Source organism: Amycolatopsis sp. YIM 10 (genome assembly GCF_009429145.1).
Classification (GTDB): Bacteria; Actinomycetota; Actinomycetes; order Mycobacteriales; family Pseudonocardiaceae; genus Amycolatopsis.
Window position 1 is genome coordinate 1024581 of record NZ_CP045480.1, and the last position, 20279, is coordinate 1044859.

20 protein-coding genes are annotated in these 20279 nt (G+C 71.3%); 11 read left to right on the forward strand and 9 right to left on the reverse strand.

Annotated elements, in window-relative coordinates; all coding sequences use genetic code 11:
• The first annotated feature begins 285 nt into the window (after window positions 1-285).
• Window positions 286-1569: a PhoH family protein gene (locus YIM_RS05125; protein WP_153036800.1), complete on the forward strand. Its 1284-nt coding sequence runs from the start codon at window positions 286-288 to the stop codon at window positions 1567-1569.
• 64 nt (window positions 1570-1633) lie between these two features.
• On the opposite strand, the gene YIM_RS05130 is transcribed toward YIM_RS05125, so the two are convergent.
• A complete protein-coding gene (locus YIM_RS05130; protein ID WP_153029230.1) occupies window positions 1634-3073 on the reverse strand; it encodes a GuaB1 family IMP dehydrogenase-related protein in 1440 nt (479 codons plus the stop codon).
• Window positions 3074-3084: 11 nt separating this feature from the next.
• The gene (locus YIM_RS05135) at window positions 3085-3417 is read right to left on the reverse strand and encodes a helix-turn-helix domain-containing protein (protein WP_153036801.1); all 333 of its coding nucleotides are present in this window, start codon (window positions 3415-3417) and stop codon (window positions 3085-3087) included.
• A 60-nt stretch (window positions 3418-3477) separates the two neighbouring features.
• On the opposite strand from YIM_RS05135, the gene YIM_RS05140 reads away from it, so the two are divergent.
• Window positions 3478-3849, forward strand: coding sequence for a DUF4440 domain-containing protein (locus tag YIM_RS05140; RefSeq protein ID WP_153029231.1), 372 nt, complete (start codon window positions 3478-3480; stop codon window positions 3847-3849).
• Here the strand turns inward: YIM_RS05140 and YIM_RS05145 are convergent.
• Window positions 3832-4449, reverse strand: a complete 618-nt coding sequence (locus YIM_RS05145; RefSeq protein WP_153029232.1) for an MBL fold metallo-hydrolase — start codon at window positions 4447-4449, stop codon at window positions 3832-3834. The genes YIM_RS05140 and YIM_RS05145 overlap by 18 nt on opposite strands.
• 65 nt (window positions 4450-4514) lie before the next feature.
• On the opposite strand from YIM_RS05145, the gene YIM_RS05150 reads away from it, so the two are divergent.
• From YIM_RS05150 to YIM_RS05170, 5 genes are all read left to right on the forward strand, one after another.
• Window positions 4515-5714 carry an NADH:flavin oxidoreductase/NADH oxidase family protein gene (locus YIM_RS05150; protein ID WP_228004568.1) on the forward strand — a complete coding sequence of 400 codons (1200 nt, stop codon included), beginning with the start codon at window positions 4515-4517 and terminating at the stop codon, window positions 5712-5714.
• Between the two features lie 102 nt (window positions 5715-5816).
• Entirely contained in the window at window positions 5817-6776 is a 960-nt protein-coding gene (locus tag YIM_RS05155) for a helix-turn-helix transcriptional regulator (protein WP_153029233.1), read from the forward strand.
• A gap of 32 nt (window positions 6777-6808) precedes the next feature.
• Entirely contained in the window at window positions 6809-7642 is an 834-nt protein-coding gene (locus tag YIM_RS05160; protein ID WP_153029234.1) for an NBR1-Ig-like domain-containing protein, read from the forward strand.
• A 155-nt stretch (window positions 7643-7797) separates the two neighbouring features.
• Window positions 7798-8190 (forward strand): hypothetical protein, encoded by a 393-nt coding sequence (locus tag YIM_RS05165; protein ID WP_153029235.1) that lies wholly within the window; start codon window positions 7798-7800, stop codon window positions 8188-8190.
• Window positions 8191-8201: 11 nt separating this feature from the next.
• Entirely contained in the window at window positions 8202-8534 is a 333-nt protein-coding gene (locus tag YIM_RS05170) for a hypothetical protein (RefSeq protein WP_153029236.1), read from the forward strand.
• On the opposite strand, the gene YIM_RS05175 is transcribed toward YIM_RS05170, so the two are convergent.
• The 4 genes from YIM_RS05175 to YIM_RS05190 form a co-directional block, all read right to left on the reverse strand.
• A complete protein-coding gene (locus tag YIM_RS05175; protein ID WP_153029237.1) occupies window positions 8512-10038 on the reverse strand; it encodes an ATP-dependent DNA ligase in 1527 nt (508 codons plus the stop codon). The genes YIM_RS05170 and YIM_RS05175 overlap by 23 nt on opposite strands.
• A 37-nt stretch (window positions 10039-10075) precedes the next feature.
• A complete protein-coding gene (locus YIM_RS05180; protein WP_153029238.1) occupies window positions 10076-11740 on the reverse strand; it encodes a PstS family phosphate ABC transporter substrate-binding protein in 1665 nt (554 codons plus the stop codon).
• A 65-nt stretch (window positions 11741-11805) separates the two neighbouring features.
• Window positions 11806-13197 carry a PLP-dependent aminotransferase family protein gene (locus YIM_RS05185; protein WP_153029239.1) on the reverse strand — a complete coding sequence of 464 codons (1392 nt, stop codon included), beginning with the start codon at window positions 13195-13197 and terminating at the stop codon, window positions 11806-11808.
• Window positions 13187-14026, reverse strand: a complete 840-nt coding sequence (locus YIM_RS05190; protein WP_153029240.1) for a helix-turn-helix domain-containing protein — start codon at window positions 14024-14026, stop codon at window positions 13187-13189. Before YIM_RS05190 ends, YIM_RS05185 begins: the two co-directional genes overlap by 11 nt.
• A gap of 176 nt (window positions 14027-14202) precedes the next feature.
• On the opposite strand from YIM_RS05190, the gene YIM_RS05195 reads away from it, so the two are divergent.
• Window positions 14203-15228, forward strand: coding sequence for an aldo/keto reductase (locus YIM_RS05195; RefSeq protein WP_153029241.1), 1026 nt, complete (start codon window positions 14203-14205; stop codon window positions 15226-15228).
• Between the two features lie 600 nt (window positions 15229-15828).
• Entirely contained in the window at window positions 15829-16701 is an 873-nt protein-coding gene (locus tag YIM_RS05200) for a DMT family transporter (RefSeq protein ID WP_153029242.1), read from the forward strand.
• On the opposite strand, the gene YIM_RS05205 is transcribed toward YIM_RS05200, so the two are convergent.
• Window positions 16684-17121, reverse strand: a complete 438-nt coding sequence (locus YIM_RS05205; protein WP_153029243.1) for an SRPBCC family protein — start codon at window positions 17119-17121, stop codon at window positions 16684-16686. The genes YIM_RS05200 and YIM_RS05205 overlap by 18 nt on opposite strands.
• 44 nt (window positions 17122-17165) lie before the next feature.
• On the opposite strand from YIM_RS05205, the gene YIM_RS05210 reads away from it, so the two are divergent.
• Window positions 17166-17750 (forward strand): TetR/AcrR family transcriptional regulator, encoded by a 585-nt coding sequence (locus YIM_RS05210; protein ID WP_153029244.1) that lies wholly within the window; start codon window positions 17166-17168, stop codon window positions 17748-17750.
• Here the strand turns inward: YIM_RS05210 and YIM_RS05215 are convergent, their stop codons facing one another.
• The gene (locus tag YIM_RS05215) at window positions 17751-19148 is read right to left on the reverse strand and encodes a class II fumarate hydratase (RefSeq protein WP_153029245.1); all 1398 of its coding nucleotides are present in this window, start codon (window positions 19146-19148) and stop codon (window positions 17751-17753) included.
• A 107-nt stretch (window positions 19149-19255) separates the two neighbouring features.
• Between YIM_RS05215 and YIM_RS05220 the strand changes: the two genes are divergently transcribed.
• Window positions 19256-20242, forward strand: a complete 987-nt coding sequence (locus tag YIM_RS05220; protein WP_153029246.1) for an NAD(P)/FAD-dependent oxidoreductase — start codon at window positions 19256-19258, stop codon at window positions 20240-20242.
• Window positions 20243-20279 lie beyond the last annotated feature (37 nt).

The window sequence follows — 20279 nt, forward strand, 5'->3', positions numbered from 1 at the left end:
GTGGCGGTCGTAGAAGGAGCGGTCCATCCGCTCGTGATACGCACGAGTGGGCCGGCACCCGGCCCTCGTGGCCGCGAAGGCTGAGGCGCGCACAGCGTCGAAGCCGGAGCGGACCAACCGGGGCAGTGCCCGGCCCAGCGAGTGCGGGCGTGGTGCCACGCCCACGAGGGAGATGCCGTCGTGACTGCGCAGCGTTTGCCCCGAAAGGCCTCCGGCCGCTCTTCGACCAGTGCCGACGGCACTGAGAAAGTTCTCGAATCCCCAGAATCCCCGCGGCACACCTATGTGCTCGACACCTCGGTCCTGCTGTCCGACCCCTGGGCCGTGACCAGGTTCGCCGAGCACGCCGTGGTACTGCCGCTGGTGGTCATCAGCGAGCTGGAGGCCAAGCGCCACCACCCCGAACTGGGCTGGTTCGCGCGGGAGTCCCTCCGCCTGCTGGACGACCTCCGGCGCACCCACGGCCGGTTGGACGCCCCGGTTCCGATCGGCGAGAGCGGCGGCACGCTGCACGTCGAGCTGAACCACTCGGACCAGTCCGTGTTGCCGCCGGGTTTCCGCACCGACTCCAACGACCACCGCATCCTGGCCTGCGCGCTGAACCTCGCGGTCGAGCTCGAAGCGGTGACGCTGGTGACCAAGGACATCCCGCTGCGGGTCAAGGCGGGTGCGGTGGGGCTGGTGGCCGACGAGTACCGCGCGCAGGAGGTCATGCCATCGGGCTGGACCGGCATGGCCGACGTCGACGTGCAGCAGCCGGTGCTGGACGCGCTCTTCCACGACGGGCCGGTCACCCCGGCCGACCACGGCCTCGACGAGCTGAGCGAACTGCCCTGCCACACCGGGCTGAGGCTGCTCGCGGGCAGCTCCAGCGGCCTTGGCCGGATCACCCCGGACAAGCGGATCCGGCTGGTGCGCGGGGACAAGGAGGCGTTCGGCCTGCACGGCCGGTCCGCGGAGCAGCGGATCGCCCTCGACCTGCTGCTCGACCCCGAGATCGGCATCGTCTCGCTCGGCGGCCGGGCCGGTACCGGCAAGTCGGCGCTGGCGCTGTGCGCCGGGCTGGAGTCGGTGATGGAACGCCGCGCGCACCGCAAGGTCGTGGTGTTCCGGCCGGTCTACGCGGTCGGCGGGCAGGATCTCGGCTACCTGCCCGGCTCGGAGAGCGAGAAGATGCAGCCGTGGGCGCAGGCCGTGTTCGACACGCTCGGCGCGCTGGTCAGCCAGGACGTGCTGGACGAGGTGTTCGACCGCGGCATGCTCGAGGTGCTGCCGCTGACGCACATCCGCGGCCGGTCGCTGCACGACGCCTTCGTGATCGTCGACGAGGCGCAGTCGCTGGAGCGGAACGTGCTGCTGACCGTGCTCTCGCGGCTCGGCACAGCGTCACGGGTGGTGCTCACGCACGACGTGGCGCAGCGCGACAACCTGCGTGTCGGGCGGCATGACGGGGTCTCGGCGGTGATCGAGAAGCTCAAGGGACACCCGCTGTTCGCGCACGTCACGCTGACGCGCTCGGAACGCTCCCCGATCGCCGCACTGGTGACGGAGATGCTCGAGGACCACTAGGAGCCCCAAGTGCCGTGAATGTGGCTTTCACCGCGAACACGCCGGGAAAGCCACATTCACGGCATTACCAGCCCGCGGGCAGCGGGCGACCTTCGGCGAAGCCCGCGGCCGACTGGATGCCCAGCACGGCCCGCTCGTGGAACTCCTCCAGCGTGCGCGCGCCCGCGTAGGTGCACGCCGAGCGCACGCCGGAGCCGATCGAGTCGAGCAGGTCCTCGACGCCGGGGCGGGTCGGGTCCAGCGCCATCCGCGAGGACGAGATGCCCTCCTCGAACAGGCCCTTCTTCGCGCGCTCGTAGACGTTGTCCGTGCGCGTCCGTGCGCCGACGGCCCGCTTCGACGCCATGCCGAACGACTCCTTGTACGGCCGTCCCTGCTCGTCGTAGCGCAGGTCGCCGGGGGATTCGTGGGTGCCGGCGAACCACGAGCCGACCATCGCGGCCGACGCGCCGGCCGCCAGCGCGAGCGCGATGTCGCGCGGGTGCCGCACGCCGCCGTCCGCCCATACGTGCTTGCCCAGCTCACGGGCCGCCGCGGCGCATTCGGCGACCGCGGAGAACTGCGGCCTGCCGACGCCAGTGGCCATCCGGGTGGTGCACATCGCGCCGGGGCCGACGCCGACCTTGACCACGTCCGCGCCGGCGGTGATCAGGTCGCGCGTGCCCTCCGCGGTCACCACGTTGCCCGCGACCACCGGCACCGCGGGCGACACCGAGCGGACCGCCTTCAGCGCGGCGATCATCTTCTCCTGGTGCCCGTGCGCGGTGTCGACCACCAGCACGTCCACGCCGCCGTTGAGCACGGCTTCCGCCTTCGCGGCCACATCACCGTTGACGCCGATCGCGGCGGCCACGCGCAGCCTGCCCGCGGCGTCCAGCGCCGGGGTGTAGATCTCCGCCCGCAGCGCGGCGACCTGGGTGAGCACGCCCGCGAGCCGTCCGGTCTCGTCGACGCCCAGCGCCAGCTTGTCGCCGTGCTCGTGCAGCCGTTCGAAGACCACACGCGGCTCGGTGTCCAGCGGCACGGTGACCGCGGCGGGCTCGACGACATCGGCGAGCCGCGCGAACCGGTCCACGCCCTGGCAGGCGGCCTCGGTGACCACCCCGACCGGGCGGCCCTCGTCGTCGACCACCACGACCGCGCCGTGGGCGCGCTTGCCGACCAGGTTCAGCGCGTCGGCGACGGCGTCGCCGCCGGTCAGCACGAGCGGGGTGTCCCAGACGACGTGCCTGCTCTTGACCCAGGCGGTGATGTCGGCGACGGCGGCCGGGTCCACGTCCTGCGGCAGCACCACCAGCCCGCCGCGGCGGGCCACCGTCTCCGCCATGCGGCGGCCGGCGACGGCGGTCATGTTCGCCACCACCACCGGGAGGGTGGCGCCGGTGCCGTCCACGGTGGAGAGGTCGACGTCGAACCGGGACTCCACGTCGGAGCGGTTCGGGACGAGGAAGACGTCGTCGTAGGTCAGGTCGTGGGCAGGCCGGTGGCCATCGATAAAGCGCACGAGATCCCAGGCTACAGGGCGATCGCGGTGCCGGTTCGGTACAGCTCGACGAGCAGCGGGCGCAGCCGCTCACCACGCGCGGTGAGACGGTGGCTGGTGCGCGGCGGGAAGCCCGGCAGCACGGTGCGTTCGGCGAGGCCGCGGTCGGCGAGAGCGGCCAGCCGTTCGCTCAGCACCTTGGCGGACAGGCTGGGCAGCGCCGCCCGCAACTCGCCGAAGGAACGCGGCCCGGCCATCAGTTCGCGCAGGACCAGGGTGGTCCAGCGGCCGGAGATCGCGGCCAGCGCGATTTCGACCGGGCAGCCCGGCTCCGGGCGCCGGGTGCGGCCACGGGCGTCCGGCACGAGCTCCGGATCGTAGGTTTCCGTTTGGTGACCATCGCGGGCGTCGGCTTCGCTGAGCACATGACCAGTCTGCGCCTCACCACCGACGCCCGGCAGCACCCGTTCGTTTTCGCCAACGCCTTCAACAGCGGTGACGGCGACCTCGTCGAGCAGGTCTACGAACCCGACGCCCTCTTCGTGCGACGCGACGGCACCACCGTCTCCGGGGCCGGACGACGCCGCGCCAACGACGAGTTCCAGCGACTCGGGCTGCCGATCACCGTGCGCCCGCGCCGGGTCGAAGTGGCCGGGGACCTGGCCCTGCTGATCGTCGACTGGACGGTCGGCGAGGACATCGGCGGCACCGCGACCGACGTCGCGCGCCGGGGTGCGGACGGGTGCTGGCGCTACGTGATCGACAACCCGTTCGGCGTGTCAGTCCCAGCCGGCTGAGCCGGCCTTCTCCTTGCCGATGGTGGTGCCCTCGCCGTGGCCGGTGTTCACCCGCGTGTCCTCGGGTAGGGCGAAAAGCTTGCTCTGGATGGAGTTCTTGATGGTCGGATAGTCCGAATAGGACCGTCCGGTGGCGCCGGGGCCGCCGTTGAACAGGGTGTCGCCGGTGAACACCGTGCCGAGGTCGGCCGCGTACAGGCAGACCGCGCCGGGTGCGTGCCCCGGCGTGTGGATCACCTTGAGCCTGGTGCCCGCGACGATCAGCTCCTGGCCGTCGGCGAGTTCGCCGTCCGGTGCGCGGTCGGCGTGCGTGAGGTCCCAGAGCACGCGGTCTTCGCGGTGCAGCAGGATCGGCGCGCCGGTGCGGCGGGCCAGCTCGGGGGCGGCGTTGACGTGGTCGTTGTGCGCGTGGGTGCAGACGATGGCGGTCACCTTTCGGTCGCCGATCGCGCTCTCGATCCGCTCCGCGTCGTGTGCCGCGTCGATCACCAGCACCTCGTCGCCGTCGCCGACCAGCCAGACGTTGTTGTCCACGTCCCAACTGCCCCCGTCGAGTTCGAAAACGCCGGAGGTCACCACGTTCTGCACGATCGCCGTCATGTCGCCGGACCCTAACAGTGATCGGGATCACCTTGGGATACTGGCGGTATCTACCGTCCCGTTAGATGGCTCGCATGGGTGCGGTGGAACTTCTGGCTGAGCCGTTGGAACTCCGGTGCGGGGCGAAGCTGCCGCACCGGATCGCCAAGTCGGCGCTGAGCGAGCAGCTCGGCGACCGGCGCAACCGGCCGTCGGCGGAGCTGGTCGAGCTCTACCGGACCTGGGCGCGCGGGGGTTCCGGCCTGCTCTGCACCGGCAACGTGATGGTCGATCCGGCCGCGCTCGGGGAACCGCGGAACGTCGCGCTGCCCGAGCGGCCCGACGCCGCGGAGTACCGCAACTGGGCCGACGCGGTGTCCGGCACCGACGCCCAGCTGTGGGTGCAGCTCAACCACCCCGGCAGGCAGAGCCCGCGGTTCCTTTCACGACAGCCGGTCGCGCCATCGGCCGTGCCGTTCGAGACGCGTGGCCTCCGCTCGGTGTTCGCGCCGCCGCGCGAGCTGACCGGTGACGAGATCGAGGCGATCATCGACCGGTTCGCGCTCGCCGCGATGACCTTCGTCGAAGCCGGGTTCGGCGGGGTGCAGCTGCACGGCGCGCACGGTTACCTCATCTCGCAGTTCCTCTCCCCGCTGACCAACCGCCGCACCGACTTCTGGGGCGAGCAGCGCAGCCGTTTCCTGCTGGAGGTGGTCCGTGCGGTGCGCGGGGCGATCGGTGACTCCGTGCCGCTGTCGGTGAAGCTGAACAGCGCGGATTTCCAGCGCGGCGGCTTCACCGAGGAGGAGTCCCTCGCGGTGGTGCGCGAGCTGGGCGAGGCCGGGATCGACCTGCTGGAGGTGTCCGGCGGCACCTACGAGCGGGCCGCGATGATGGGCATGACCAGGGAAAGCACCAGTCGTCGCGAGGCGTACTTCCTGGACTACGCGACCAAGGCCCGCAAGGTCACCGACGTGGCGCTGATGGTCACCGGCGGGTTCAGCACCGCCGAGGGCATGGCCGACGCGGTGCGGTTCGGCGCGCTGGACGTGATCGGCCTCGGCCGTCCGCTGACCGTCACCCCGGACCTGGTCGGGCGCCTGCTCGGTGGCGAGGAGATCGGCGCCGAGCGGCGGTGCCCGAAACCGGGGTCAAGCTGGCGGACAGCTGGCTGGAGATCCAGTGGCACACGCAGCAAATGCACCGGATCGCCGCCGGGAAGCCGGTGGACCTGCGCCGGGGCGCGCTCCGGTCGCTGGTGCACGCCGGGGTCAGCGACCCGCTGAACGCGTTCCGCCGGGTGCGCGGCTGAAAGATCTTCACGAGTGCGCTCGTGCCGCGCTCCGGTTACCGTGAGCAGGCCTGAGCGAACAACAGGAGACGCACGCATGCTGCGGATTCATCTGTCGTCGGCTGATCTCGGACGGGTGCGCGTGGCCCGGCAGCCCGACGAACTGTGGAACGTGGCGCTCGGCCTGCAACGGCTCCGCGCCGCGGACGGCTCGAGCGCGCTCGGTGGCTGGCGGACCTGGGCCGGTGGCCAAGTGGCTCGAACCCCCGGTGGGCGCGAAGCGGTGCACCGGCTGGCCACCGTGTTGCCCAGCCGCGGTTACTTCCCGGATTTCCTGACCCCGACCAGGGGCGAGACCACGCTCGACGCCGGGGTGCGCACGCTGCTGGACACCCCGGCCGAACGGGTCGAGGCGGAGTTGCGGCTGCTCGGCGACCAGCGCTGGGAGCACACCAAATGGGTCACCGAAACCGGGCTGACCGGTCTCGCGGGCGCGATGACGCGGTTCCACGAGGTAGCCATCGCGCCGGTGTCGCGTCAGCTGCGCGCGATGTTCGAGGCCGAGCGCATGGTCCGCGACCGGATCCTGCTCGATCAGGGCGTGGAGGGCCTGCTCGACTCCTTCGCGCCGTTCGCGCGCTGGCGGGCGCCGGTGCTCGAAGTCGACTTCCCGGTGGAGCAGGAACTCGAACTCGACGAACGCGGCCTGGTGCTGCTGCCGTCGGCGTTCTGCCTCGGCCGCCCGACCAGCCTGCGCGACCCGGACCTGCCGCCGGTGCTGGTGTACCCGGTGGCGGCGGACTGGTCCGAGCCGAAGGCCGAGGCCGGGGCGATCGCCGCGCTGATCGGGCCGACGCGGCAGCAGGTGCTCAGCTGCATCGCCCATTCCGACGGCGGGCGCACCACCACGGAGATCGCCCGTGAGCTGGGTGTGTCCACCGCGTCGGCGAGCCAGCACGCGACCGTGCTGCGCAACGCCGGGCTGATCTACAGCAGGCGGCTCGGCAATTCGGTGCTGCACGGGCCGACCGAACTCGGCAAGGCACTGTCCGGCTGATACCGGCTGTGACCTCTGGTTACGCTGAGGCAATGACTGAAGTGCGCCGCGGGCGGGTGGCGAAGGGGCCGGATCCGGCGGCCGGTCCGGTGGCGGAGTTCGCGTACCGGCTCTGGGAGCTGAAGCGGGCCGCCGGGGATCCGTCGTACGACCGCATGCGCGACGAACTGGGCGCGCTCGCTTCGAAGTCCGCGTTGTCCGCCGCCGCGCGCGGCACCCGGTTGCCGTCGTGGGACACCACCTGGGAGTTCGTCCGCGTGCTGGCGGTCGGTGTGCTGGGGGAGGACGCCGAGCGGGTGCGCCACGAGTGGCGAGGCCGGTGGGAGCGGGCGCAACAGCCGCCGGCCGAGGCACCGGTGGTCGAGGAGGTACCGGCGGCGCGGCCGCGCAGGCGGTGGTGGCCGGTGGCCGGGGTCGCCGCGGTGGTCGCCGTGCTGCTGGCCGGTGGGCTGGTGCTGGTGTTCGGCCAGGAGGACCAGCCCGACCAGGCCATGCCCGCCGCGCCGATGGTGGACGGCGACGCGTCCGAGTACGTCAGCGACGTGACCCTCCAGGACGGCGCCCGCGTGCCGACCGACACGCAGGTGATCAAGACCTGGGAGATCCGCAACAGCGGCAGCGTGCCGTGGGTCGGCCGCGTGCTGCGACGCGAAGGCGCCTTCGGTGACCCCGACGAGTGCGTGACCCCGCCGCAGGTGCCGGTGCCGGACACCGCGCCGGGACAGACCGTGCGGATCTCGGTCGACGTGCGCACGCCGTCGCGGCCGGGGCACTGCCACGTCTACTGGAAGATGGCCGATCCGCAGGGCCGCCTGCTGCTGCCGGGCAACCGGGGCCTCTACTTCCTGCTCACCGTCGTGGGCTGAGTCGGCTGATTTGGCTACCGGTGCCGGTGGCCAAAGCGCTGACCTGCGTGGACATTGGCCACCCGGCCCGCGGCCGGTCGAGTGCTTCCGGGGTGAGCACCCGGCTCCCTAGCGTCATTCCCGCCCACAGAAGACAGACGGGGAGCACAGGGAACATGAATACTTCAGGATGGCTCAAGCGCGGTGGCGCGGTGCTCGCGCTGGCGATCGCGGTACCGCTGGCGACCGCGCCGGCGGGTTCGGCGGCCGAGCGGGTCTGCGCGGGCGGTCAGCTCAAGGGCGGCCACACCACGCGGGCGGAGGTGCTGGCGGACCAGAAGATCACCATCAAGGTCCACAACCACGACTACCGCGGCATGCTCGTCACCATTCGCGACGTGAAGTTCGACAAGGGCCTGTGGAAGGGCGTGGTCGGACCGGGCAAGGACAAGAAGGTGACCACCGACATCTTCGGCGAGCCGCCGCTCGGCTACAAGATCGACTTCCAGGTCACCTCGGACGCGACCAACAACTACACCTACGCCATCTCGTCGGCCCGCTGCTACTGAGGAGGACTTCCATGCGTGCATTCGCCAAGGCCACGGTCATGCTCGGCATCGCGGTGACCGCGCTGTCCGTCCCGGTGGCGGCTTCGGCCGCCGAGCAGGGCGCCACCGCCGCGCAGGCGCCCAACGACGTGATCCGCACCTGCGGGGACGGGTACGCCGGCTACATCCGCCGGTTCGGCAAGGACGCGCTCTGCCTCAAGCCGGGCACCCGGACCTGGGGCGGCTTCGAGGCGTTCGAATGCGGTGGCAAGGTGACCGTCTACTTCAAGGACGGTTCGAAGATCGGCTGCCCGACGAACTTCCCTTCGCACGGCGGCGTGGTCAAGACGGTCGCCAGCCGGTAGCGAGCGTGGCCCGGACGGCGTCGATCGTGTCGGCGTCGCCCGGGTCCTTGTCCGGCCGGTACCGGACCACCCTGGCGAAGCGCAGTGCGAGCCCGCCGGGGTAGCGGGTGCTGACCTGCGCGCCGTCCAGCTCGATCTCCACCACCAGCTCCGGGCGGACGTAGACGGTCCAGTCGTCGCGCTCGCGCTCGATCTCCTGGAACTTCGCGGTCTGCCAGGTGAGCAGCTCGTCGGTCAGGCCCTTGAAGGTCTTGCCGACCATGATCGGCGGGCCGCCGTCGGGATCGCGGGCGCCGAGGTGCAGGTTCGACAGGTAACCGGTGCGGCGGCCGTGCCCCCATTCGGCGGCGAGCACCACCAGGTCGAGCGTGTGCACCTGCTTGACCTTGAGCCAGGCGTTGCCGCGGCGACCGGCCGCGTACGGCGAATCGAGGCTCTTCACCATCACGCCCTCGTGCCCGGCGGTCAGTGAGTCGCCGAGCACCCTGGCCGGATCGGCGGGCTCGACCTCACCGGGGATCAGGTGCTCGCCGACCACCTTGCGCAGGGCCGCGTTGCGCTCGCGCAGCGGGGCGTCGAGCAGGTCCTCGCCGTCGAGGTGCAGGCAGTCGAAGAAGTACGGCCGAAGCAGCAGCGCCCGCACCTGCTCCTCGCGTGTGCTGCCGAACCGGCTCATCGTCTCCTGGAACGGGCGGGGCCTGCCGTCGTCGGTGAGCGCCAGCGTCTCGCCGTCGAGCACCACCGACTCGCACGGCAGCGCGCGCACCAGCTCGACCAGTTCCGCCACCGAACCGGTGATCTCGCGCAGTGTCCGGGTGTAGACGTGCACCTCGTCGCCGTCGCGGTGCACCTGGATGCGCGCACCGTCCATTTTGTACTCGACCAGTGCGCTCGGATGCTCGGCGATGGCTTCGGCCAGCGATTCGGCGGGTGAGGCCAGCATCGGGCGGATCGGCCTGCCCAGCTCCAGCCGGAACTCGCCGAGCGCCGCCGCGCCCCCGGTCAGCGCGGCGACGGCGGTGGCGGGCAGCCGTCCGGACAGCATGAACGCGCGGCGGACCACCTCGAGCGGGACCTCGGCGGCGGCCGCGACCGCGTCGACCATCACCCCTTCGAGCGCGCCCTGCCGCAGCTCGCCGGTCATCAGCCGGACGAGGAACTGCTGCTCGGCCTCGGTGGCCCGGCCGAACAGCTCGTGCAGTGCCTCGGTCCGCGGTTTGCCGGAGCCCGAGCCGGTGATCCCGGCGATGTCGGTGAGCCGCGCGTCCACCTCGGCGATGGTCAGCGCCGGTTCGCCCGCCGGGGTGACGCCCAGCTCGGCCAGCGTGCGCCAGCCGACGCCGATCCGGCCCTGCACCAGCTGGCCGGTGAGGAAGCCGACCACCGGCGCCAGCTCCTCGGTCGCGGCCGCGCGCAGCACTTCGGCCAGCGTGGCGATCTTCGTCTTGCGAGATCGCGTCGCGCTGAGCGTGGCGGAGGCCTGCACGGCGTCGGCGAGCAACATGGCCCCATTGTGCGGCCGACCCCCGACAGTTCGCGCGCTATTCGCCCCGCACGCAGAGCGGGTGCGGGAAGCCGTCCCGGCCGACGCACGGCGTGTACCCGGCGTCCTGCAGCTCGGCGCGGGCGGTGTCGCTGCCCAGGTAGTCGACGAACTTCTTCAGCAGCGTGTCGTTCTTCGGCACGCCCTTGGTGTAGAGGTACTCGATCGTCCAGAACGGATAGCCGGGCTCGATCGCGGTGAAGTCCGGGTAGCGGCCGTCGATCTTCGCGGTCACCACGGCCGGGTCCCGCGCGGTCGCCGCCTTCGCGGCGGGCGCGTCCGCATACCCGATCGCGCCCGGTGTCGCGGCGACCTCCTCCAGCACCTGCGCGGTGCTGCTGCGCTCGCACCGGGTGGTCGGTGCGGGCACGGTCGCCTCTTCACACGAATCCGAGGACAGCACACCTTCGGAGATCCGGCCGCCGTCGCCGCCGAGCACCTTGCCCTCGAACACCTGCCTGCTGCCCGATTCCTGCCCGCGCCCGACGATCCGGATCGGCAGCGACTCGCCGCCGCGCACGTCCTTCCAGTCCCGCCAGCGGCCCTCGTAGATCCCGCGCAGCTGGTCCGCGGTCAGCCCGTCGACCCCGGCCGACGCGTTCACCACCACGCCGTAGACCACCACCGCCACCTTCTGCGGCACCAGCTCGGGACCGGCCTCACCGGCGACCCCGTCGGACAGCACGGCCAGCTCGTGCTGTCGTTCCGCCGGCAGTGCGTTGAGCGCGCGGATGCCGTCGTTGCTGCCGGTCGCGCGGGTGGCCACGGCGGCGTCGGCGCAGCCGGCGGTGTACTCGGCCGCGATGCTCCGCATGATCGGTTCGAAGGCGCTCGACCCTTCGACGCCCAGCGAGCCCTCGGCGCACTGCTCGGCCAGGTCCGGCCGGGAACCCGCGGTGAGCAGGGTGGCCAGCAGCGCACCGGTCAGCAGCACGCCCACCGCCACGGTGATCACCGGCCAGCTCAGCCGCCGCTGCTTCTTCTCGTCCTTGATCCGGCCGCCGGTGATGCGGCCTTCGCGGTGCCAGTCCTTGGTGATCTCGGGCCCGTTCGCGTCGTCCGGTTCGCGCAGCACCACCACCAGCTTGAACTTTTCCTTGGCCTTCAAGGAAAGCTTGCTCAGCCGGACCCCGTGCCACTGCGGTGGCGGCGCCACCGGTGCCTTGGCGCCGAACATGCCCCGCAACCGGTCGGCCATCGAGCGCCGCAGCTCGGACAGGCCCTCTTCCGGGACCCCGGTGGAGAAGAACTCCATGTTCTCGCGGACGAGTTTGCGCAGATCCGGGTCGCTCGCCTCGGAAATCCTGGCGTCCCAGACGATCCGCCTGCCGAAGGTGAACGCGATCGGGGTGTCGAAGTCGTCCGGGCCGATGTCGAACCCGCCGGTGTTGCGGATCCGGATGACCACCACGCTGAGCCGGTCGAGCAGCTGCGCCAGCCGTCGCAGCTCCGGGTCCACGCCCGGCTCGCCGTTCAGGTCGACCGGGTTCAGCCCGATCTTCGAGTTGTACAGCACGCGGAACTGGATCCGCTTGCGGCGCACCAGGTAACGGTCGGCCAGTGGCGCGCTGATGGCGGCCAGCGCGGCGATGCCGAGCAGCAGGCTGCCCTGGTCGGAGCTCAGCAACTCGGCGAGCGACTGCAGCAGCTGACCGATCCCCACACCGCCGGATCCTAGGTCGCGGTTTTGGCTTGGTTGCGCGAAAACCCCGGCTGTTCACCGGGGGTTCAGCGGGTGGTGACCTCGGCCATTTCGGCGACCGCCGCGCGCAGGCGGTCGGGGGAGGAGGCCGCGTACCCGAGCACCAGCCCGGGGAACGGGCGGCCCGCGGACGAATGGGCGTAGTCGGACAGGGCGGGCGCGTAGATCCCGCGCTCGGCCAACGCCCGGTGGACTTCGGCGTCGTCGGTGCCGTCGGGCAGCCGGACCACCAGGTGCAGCCCGGCCGCGATGCCCACCGGGTGCCAGTCGGGCAGTGCGGTGGCGAGCGCGTCGAGCAGGGCGTCCCGCCGCTGGCGGTAGAGCCGCCGCGTGCGCCGCAGGTGCCGGTCGTACCCGCCGGACCGCAACATCCTGGCGAGCGCGGCCTGCGGCAGCGGCGCGCACCCGAGGTCGTGCCGGTGCTTCGTCCGGACGACGTCGTCGCGCAGGTGCGCGGGCAGCAGCAGCCAGCCGATGCGCAACGCGGGGATCAGGACCTTGCTGACACTGCCGATGTAGGCCACGCGAGCCGGGTCGAGCGCACGGATCGCGCCGAGCGCCGGGCGGTCGTAGCGGTGTTCGGCGTCGTAGTCGTCCTCGATGATCAGCCCGCCGGTGCGCTCGGCCCACGACAGGAGCGCGCGGCGCCGCGACGGGTGCAGCGCCATGCCGAGCGGGAACTGGTGCGCGGCCGTCACCAGCACCGAACCGCAGCCGGGCTCGGTCAGCCTGCCGATGTCGATGCCGTCCTCGTCCACCGGGACGCCGACCGGTTCGAGGCCGTGGGAGGCGAGCAGGTCCGCCTGTCCGAGGTGGCTGGGGTCCTCCACCGCGATCCGGCGCGCGCCACGCTGGTGCAACACGGTCGACAGCAGGGACAGCGCTTCGGCCGCGCCGCTGGTGATCACCACGTCGTCCGGGGTGGTCGGCAGGGCGCGCACGCGGCCGAGGTAGCTCGCCAGTTCCACGCGCAGCTCGTGCAGTCCGGCCGGATCGGGATAGCCGAGTCCCGCGTCCGGCAGGGAGTTCAGCGCCTCGCGCTCGGCGGCGAGCCATTCCGCGCGGGGGAAGGCGCCGAGCGCGGGCAGGCCCGGTTTGAGGTCGTAACGCCAGGCGGGTGCGTTCGCGGCCGGGGCCGGTCTTGCTTCGGTGCCACCGCCGATCGGCGCCACGCGGGTCCCGGAACCGCGTTCGGCGAACAAGTAGCCCTCAGCGACCAGTTGCGCGTAGAAGGCCATCACCGTGCCGCGGGCCAACCCCAGCTGCGCGGCCAGGTCGCGGCTCGACGGCAGCCGGGTGTGCGCGGGGAGCCTGCCGGAGCGGATCGCCTCGCGCAGTGCGGATTCGGCGGCCTTGCCCGGCCGTCCGCCCGCGTCGATCGCCGGGAGCAGCAGCTCCCGCAGTGCGCTATCCGGCACGTGCCGCCTCGGTCACCCAGGAGGCCAGCAGGTTCAGCCTGCGCTCGGATTCGCTGCCCGGCTCGGCGGTGTAGGTGACCACGGCCAGGTCCTCGTCGGGCAGGCGCAGCGTTTCGTACCGCAGGTCGAGGTCGCCGACGACCGGGTTGCGCACCAGCTTCGTGCAGTGGGCCTTGTCCTGCACCTGGTGGCGGGCCCACAGCTGCCGGAACTCCTCGCTGCGCACGGACAGCTCGCCGACCAGCTGCGCGAGCTGCGGGTCGTCCTGGTGGCGACCGGCTTCGGCGCGCAGGTTCGCCACCACCTCGCCGGTGACCTTGTCCCATTCGGGGTGGAACTCGGCGGCCGAGTCGTCGAGGAAGAACAGGCGCGGGATGTTGCGCTCCTCGGGCGCCATCGCTTCGAAGTCGAAGGAGAGCGCGTTGGCCAGCCGGTTCCACGCCAGCACGTCCATGTAGCGGCCGAAGACGAACGCGGGGACCTGCATCGCGTCGAGCAGGTGCTGGAGTTCGGGCCGTACCCGCTTCGACGGGGTGCTCTGGCGGCGGCGCTTCGGGGCGGCGAGGTTGCGCAGGTACGCCTCTTCGTCGGCGGTCAGCCGGAGTGCGCGCGCGACCGCGTCGAGGATCGCGTCGGACACGTTGCGCGCGCGGCCCTGCTCCAGGCGGGTGTAGTAGTCGACGCTGATGCCCGCCAGCTGCGCCAGTTCCTCGCGGCGCAGCCCGGCCACGCGCCGGTGGTTGACCCCGGGCGGCAGGCCGAAATCGGACGGGTCCAGCTCCGCGCGCCGCGCCCTGAGGAACCCGCCGAGTTCGGTCGTCTCGCTCATGCCTCCAGTATCCCCGCCCGGGGGCGCGGTGCCTGGTACTGGCAGACCCAGGTTGCGGCGGGCCTGGGTCTTCGTGGTTTTCGTCTGCACGCTCGGGGTCGGCAGACGAGGACCGCGGACGAGGTCCGTCGACGTGGTTCGCGGACGTGGTTCGCGGACGTGGAAAGGAACTTTCGATGCGCAGGCGAATTCTGGGCGGTACGGGCATTTCGGTCAGCGAGTACGCGTTCGGCGCGATGATGCTCGGGGCGTGGGGTAATCCCGATCACGAAGAGGGCGTGCGGATGCTGCACGCCGCGCTGGACGGTGGCATCAATTTTGTGGACACCGCCGACATGTATTCGGATGGTGAGAGCGAGCGGATCGTCGGGAAGGCGCTGAAGGGGCGTCGTGACGACGTGGTGCTGGCGTCGAAGGCGCATTTCCCGATGGGCCCGGACGAGAACCACTCCGGCAACTCGCGGCGGTGGCTGGTCCGCGCGCTGGAGGGCAGTCTTCGTCGACTGGACACTGATTACTTGGACCTCTATCAGATTCATCGGCCGGACCACACCACCGACATCGACGAGACGCTGTCCGTGTTGTCGGACTTCGTGCGGGCGGGGAAGGTGCGGGCGATCGGGCATTCGGTGTTCCCGGCGGAGCAGATCGTCGAGGCGCAGTGGGTGGCGGAGCGGCGGGGGCATGTCCGGTTCCGGAGCGAGCAGCCGCCGTACTCGATCTTCAACAGGGCGATCGAGGGCGCGGTGCTGCCGGCCGCGCAGCGGTACGGGCTGGGGGTGCTGACGTGGTCGCCACTGGCAAGCGGCTGGTTGTCGGGGCGGTACACCGAGCCTTCGGACGTGGACCTGACACGCGGGCGGCAGTCGATCCAGCCGCACAAGTTCGACCCTGCGCTGCCGGGGAACGCGGCGAAGTTCGCCGCCCTGGCGTCGCTGCGGAAACTGGCCGCGGACCTGGGGCGGCCGATGTCGCACCTGGCGCTGGCTTTCGTGCGGGCGCACCCGGGGGTGACTTCGGCGATCATCGGGCCGCGGACGCCTTCGCAGCTGACGGACTTGCTGGCGAGCGCGGACCTGGATCTGGACGAGGCCGCGCTGGACCGAATCGATGAGATCGTGGCGCCTGGCACGGATCTGAACCGCCTCGAGTCGGACTACGTGCCACCCGCACTGGCGGACAAGTCGCTGCGCCGCCACTAGCCCGCCACGAAGACCACTCACCCCCGATCGCCACCGATCGCGGCGGGCTGTCGCCAATCGCCACCGATCACCGCCGATCGCCGCGGGCTGCCGCCGATCACCACCGATCGCCGCTGATGCGCCGATCGCTGTTGATCGCCACTGATCGCCGCGGGCTGCCGCCGATCACCACCGATCGCCGCTGATGCGCCGATCGCTGTTGATCGCCACTGATCGCCGCGGGCTGCCGCCAATCATCGCCAATCACCGCCCATCGCCGCTGGTTGCCGCGGGCTGGCGAGAGCCCTGCGATCACCACGACCGCCGGGAGGGCTGCGAAGGCCGAGGCGTCGCGAGACCTGCCGGGCGCGTGGGGCGCGGGATCTGTGACCGTAAGGGGCGTGTGGTCTGGGGCGGAGCAGCGGCGAGCGTCGTGGGGGGTAGTTGCGAGCGCGGTGCTCCACGACGAGATCATTGCTCTCGTTCGTGATCGGTGATCTCGGCGGAGGCGAGAGCGGTGATCTACGACGAGAGCGCTGCTCTCCGCAAGGGCGATGGACCAGTTCACGAGGGCTGAAGTGGTCCTTCTGAGTGGGCCGGTCGCCGGTCAGGCTGGCTGCCATGACTACGACAGTGGCCCCGGCTCGGGATCGGCTCGGGATCGCCGCCGGGGTGGCTACCGCGGCGATCGTCGGCGGGTCGGTGCCGGTGACCGGGCTGCTCGACGGGTACCCGCTCCTGCTCGGCCAAGCCCTCCGCTACGGCCTCGCCGGCCTGCTCCTCCTCGCCTGGTTCGGCCTCCGCCGCCGTCCGCTGCCCATTCCGAAGTGGACGGACCTCCCCGCTCTCCTCGCCCTCGCCGCCACCGGAATGGTCGGCTTCCAGGCCTGCCTCCTCTACGCGCAGCGGTACGCCGAGCCCGGCTTGGTGGCCGCGGTGCTCGGCGGCAGTCCGCTGGTGCTGGCCGTCGCGGGCCCACTGCTTGCCCGCAAGCAACCGTCCGCCGCGCCGATTCTTGGGGCGGTGCTGGCGGTCAGTGGCGTCGTCGTGCTCACCGGCGGCGGCGCCACCACCGGCACCGGCCTGGTCTTGGCCGTGCTCGCGATGCTCTGCGAGGCCTGCTTCACCCTCTTCGCGGTGGGACTGGTCAAGCGGCTCGGACCGCTGGCCACCTCGGCATGGAGCTGCGTGGCCGCGGCCATCGGCAGCGCCCTTCTCTCGTCCTTTGTGGAGAGTTGGATCCTGCCGGATGCCAAGCAGCTCACCGCTTTGCTGGTGCTGGCCGTGGTGGTCACCGCGGTGGCCTTCGGCATCTGGTACTTCGCGGTCTCGGTGCTCGGCGCCGATCGCGCCGGGGTGCTGATCGGCGTGATGCCCGTGTCCGGCCTGCTCGTCGCGGTGCTGCTCGGCGCGCAACGGCTCGAGCTGACCGACCTGGCCGGAGTCGGCCTGGTCGCGTTCGGCGTGCTGATCGGGCTACGCCGTCGCGGGTGAGGCCAGCCGCTCCAGCGCGGCGCACTTCTCCGGGAAGTGGTGCACCACGTCGCCACCGATGATCCACACCATCACCCGCGCCAACGGTCCGGTGAGCGTGACGTGCTGGGTGAACTCGGTGCGCCCGCCCGCGGCGTCGGCGAGGCGGAACTCCAGGCGCATTGCGCCGAACGGCACCGGCTGGCGCACCACGATGCGCTCGCCTTCGACGCGTTCGGCGATGGTGAACGGTTCCGCGATCTTGGCGTGCGCCGGTCCGCGGAACCGGCCGGACGGCACAAAATCACCGCCGTCACCGGAGGGGATCACCTCGACCAGGTCCGGGTCCCAGCGCGACCAGCCGGGCAGGTCGGCCAGCACCGGCCAGACCAGTTCACGTTCGACTTCGAGGAGCTGGGTGGAGCTTCTTGTCCAGGTCATGACCCCGAAGATATACGGAACTGACAGTTCCGTAAACTGTGGGCATGACCGCACCTCGCCGGGGCAGGCCGCGCACCACCGGGATCGACGACGCGGTGCGCGCCGCCGTGCACGAACTGCTCGCCGAATCCGGCTACCAGAAGTCCACTGTGGACATGATCGCGGCGCGCGCCGGGGTGGGGAAGGCCGCGGTCTACCGGCGCTGGCGGTCCAAGGCGGAGCTGGTCTTCGCCGCGGTGGTGCACAACGAGCACCTGCCGCCACCACCGGAAACCGGTTCGCTGCGCGGGGACGTGGCCGGTGTGCTCGGCGTCATCCAGTCCTCATTGGACGGACCGGCGGCGGCCAGTGCGATCCCCGGCCTGCTCGCCGACGTGCGGGCCGATCCCGAACTGGCCGAGCGCTTCGGCACGCAGTTCGTCGGACGGCAGCGGGAGTACCTGGTGCGGATGGTCGACCGCGCGGTGGAACGGGGCGAGCTGGCGAACAGGCCGGATCCGGTCGCCGTGCACGCCATCCTGCTCGGGTCCGTGTTCGCCTGGCTGCACATGCTGCGCGAACCGGTGCCCGCGGGGTTCGCGGACCGGCTGGCCGGTCCGCTCACCGCCGCGTTGCGCGAACTCGCGTGACTACTTGCCGCCGCGGGCCATCCGGAGCACGTCGAGCGCCTCGTCCAGCTGGGCTTCGGTCAGCTTGCCGTCGGCGACGTGACCGCGTTCGATGACCACCTCGCGGATCGTCTTCAGTTCCTTGAGCGCCTGCTTCGCCACGGCCGCCGCCTCTTCGTAGCCGATGTACTTGTTCAGCGGCGTCACGATCGACGGCGAACCTTCGGCGTATTCACGCGCCCGGTCGGTGTTCACCGTGACCCCGGCGAAAACCTTGTCCGCCAGCAGGCGCGAAACCGCGGCGAGCAGGCGCGCGGACTCCAGCACGTTCCTGGCGATCACCGGCAGGTTCACGTTGAGCTGGAAGTTGCCCTGCGCACCGGCGAAGGCCACCGCCGCGTCGTTGCCGATCACCTGCGCGACCACCTGCAGGGTGGCCTCCGGAATGACCGGGTTGACCTTGCCCGGCATGATCGACGAGCCCGGCTGCAGGTCCGGCAGCGCCAGCTCGGCGAGCCCGGTGCGCGGGCCGGAACCCAGCCAGCGCAGGTCGTTCGCGATCTTGTTCAGCGAGACGGCGACCGTGCGCAGGTGGCCGGAGGTCTCCACCACGCCGTCCTGGGTGGCCTGCGCCTCGAAGTGGTCGCGGGCCTCGGTCAGCGGGAGGCCGGTCACCTGGGCCAGTTCGGCCGCGACCGCGGCGCCGAAGCCGTCCGGGGCGTTGAGGCCGGAACCGACCGCGGTGCCGCCGATCGGCAGTTCGCCGAGCCGGTCCAGCCCGGAGCGCAGCCGCTCGATGCCGAAGCGCACCTGCGAGGCCCACGCCCCGGCCTCCTGGCCGAGCGTGATCGGCACGGCGTCCATCAGGTGCGTGCGGCCGGACTTGACCACGTCCGCCCACTCCGCGGCACGGGCCTCGATGGCCTGCGCGAGGTGTTCGAGAGCAGGGATCACATTCGAGAGCACTGCTTCCGTGGCGGCCACGTGAATGGTGGTCGGGAAGGTGTCGTTGGACGACTGCGAGGCGTTGACGTGGTCGTTCGGGTGCACGTCGCGGCCGAGGGCGCGGGTGGCCAGCGTCGCGATCACCTCGTTGGCGTTCATGTTCGACGAGGTGCCGGAACCGGTCTGGAACACGTCGATCGGGAAGTGGGCGTCGTGCCTGCCTTCGGCGACCTCGTCGGCGGCCGCGGCGATCGCGGTGGCGAGGTCCTCGTCGAGCACGCCGAGCTTGGCGTTCACCCGCGCGGTCGCGGCCTTGAGCAGGCCGAGCGCGCGGATCTGGGCGCGTTCCAGGCCGCGGCCGGAGATCGGGAAGTTCTCCACGGCGCGTTGCGTCTGGGCTCGGTACAGCGCGTCGACGGGCACTTTCACTTCGCCCATCGTGTCGTGTTCGATCCGGAATTCCTGTTCAGGCATAACTCCAGTCTGGCCCAGGTAAGGCAAGCCTGCGGAGTGGTCTTTCGCACTAGGGTGGGCTGTGACTGCTGCCACACCACCACTGCACGGCGGAGGGATTCTTCAGGATGAGTGTGCCCGATTCGACCGTGGACCTGGCGATCGTCGGTGCCGGGCCGACCGGCCTGTTCGCCGCTTACTACGCCGGTTTCCGCGGGTTGTCCACTGCCGTGATCGACTCGCTGCCGGAGGCAGGCGGCCAGGTCACCGCGATGTACCCGGAGAAGATGATCTACGACGTGGCCGGGTTCCCGGCGGTGCGCGGGCGGGATCTGGTCAATTCACTGGTCGAACAGGCCGCGCAATGGAAGCCGACGTATCTGCTGGGCCGCAAGGCGGAGGGGCTGGACTACGTCGACGACGGACTGGCGGTCACCCTCGACGGCGGTGAGGTGCTGCGGACGGGCGCGGTGCTGATCACCGCGGGGATCGGCGAGTTCACCCCGCGGCCGCTGCCCGCCGGCGATGGCTGGCTCGGGCGGGGCATGGTCCACTTCGTGCCTTCGCTGCGTGCGCACGAAGGTCAGGACGTGGTGGTGGTCGGCGGCGGTGATTCCGCCTTCGACTGGGTGCTCGCGCTGCACCCGATCGCACGCAGCGTCACGCTGGTGCACCGGCGGGCGCGGTTCCGGGCGGTGGAGTCGATCGTGCGGCAGGCGCGGGAACTCGGTGTCCGGATCATCACCGATGCCGAGGTGACCGAACTGCGCGACAACGGCGACGGCGCGCTCGGCGAGATCGCCGTCGAGGTGAAGGGCGGGGAACGCCTGGTGCTGCCCGCGCAGTCGGTGATCGCGGCGCTGGGCTTCACCGCGGACCTGGGGCCGATCGAGAACTGGGGGTTGGAGATCGACCACCGCGCCATCGCGGTCGACTCCACCATGGCCACCGCGAAACCCCGCGTCTACGCGGCGGGTGACGTGGCCGCTTATCCGGGCAAGGTCAAGCTGATCGCCACCGGTTTCGGCGAAGCGGCCACCGCGGTGAACAACATCGCGGTCGCGCTGGATCCGGATGCGCACCTCTTCCCGGGGCACTCCAGCAACGCCGAATAGCCAAGTCGCGAAGGTGGCTTTCGGGACGCCGGACGTC

Excerpts from the sequence above, each read along its gene's own strand:
- YIM_RS05205 (WP_153029243.1), bottom strand. The coding sequence starts at position 17,121 with ATGACCTGGACAAGAAGCTCCACCCAGCTCCTCGAAGTCGAACGTGAA.
- YIM_RS05190 (WP_153029240.1), bottom strand. The coding sequence starts at position 14,026 with ATGAGCGAGACGACCGAACTCGGCGGGTTCCTCAGGGCGCGGCGCGCG.
- YIM_RS05195 (WP_153029241.1), top strand. The coding sequence starts at position 14,203 with ATGCGCAGGCGAATTCTGGGCGGTACGGGCATTTCGGTCAGCGAGTAC.
- YIM_RS05165 (WP_153029235.1), top strand. The coding sequence starts at position 7,798 with ATGAATACTTCAGGATGGCTCAAGCGCGGTGGCGCGGTGCTCGCGCTG.
- YIM_RS05170 (WP_153029236.1), top strand. The coding sequence starts at position 8,202 with ATGCGTGCATTCGCCAAGGCCACGGTCATGCTCGGCATCGCGGTGACC.
- YIM_RS05175 (WP_153029237.1), bottom strand. The coding sequence starts at position 10,038 with ATGTTGCTCGCCGACGCCGTGCAGGCCTCCGCCACGCTCAGCGCGACG.
- YIM_RS05200 (WP_153029242.1), top strand. The coding sequence starts at position 15,829 with ATGACTACGACAGTGGCCCCGGCTCGGGATCGGCTCGGGATCGCCGCC.
- YIM_RS05155 (WP_153029233.1), top strand. The coding sequence starts at position 5,817 with ATGCTGCGGATTCATCTGTCGTCGGCTGATCTCGGACGGGTGCGCGTG.
- YIM_RS05140 (WP_153029231.1), top strand. The coding sequence starts at position 3,478 with ATGACCAGTCTGCGCCTCACCACCGACGCCCGGCAGCACCCGTTCGTT.
- YIM_RS05215 (WP_153029245.1), bottom strand. The coding sequence starts at position 19,148 with ATGCCTGAACAGGAATTCCGGATCGAACACGACACGATGGGCGAAGTG.
- YIM_RS05210 (WP_153029244.1), top strand. The coding sequence starts at position 17,166 with ATGACCGCACCTCGCCGGGGCAGGCCGCGCACCACCGGGATCGACGAC.
- YIM_RS05160 (WP_153029234.1), top strand. The coding sequence starts at position 6,809 with ATGACTGAAGTGCGCCGCGGGCGGGTGGCGAAGGGGCCGGATCCGGCG.
- YIM_RS05145 (WP_153029232.1), bottom strand. The coding sequence starts at position 4,449 with ATGACGGCGATCGTGCAGAACGTGGTGACCTCCGGCGTTTTCGAACTC.
- YIM_RS05150 (WP_228004568.1), top strand. The coding sequence starts at position 4,515 with ATGGCTCGCATGGGTGCGGTGGAACTTCTGGCTGAGCCGTTGGAACTC.
- YIM_RS05220 (WP_153029246.1), top strand. The coding sequence starts at position 19,256 with ATGAGTGTGCCCGATTCGACCGTGGACCTGGCGATCGTCGGTGCCGGG.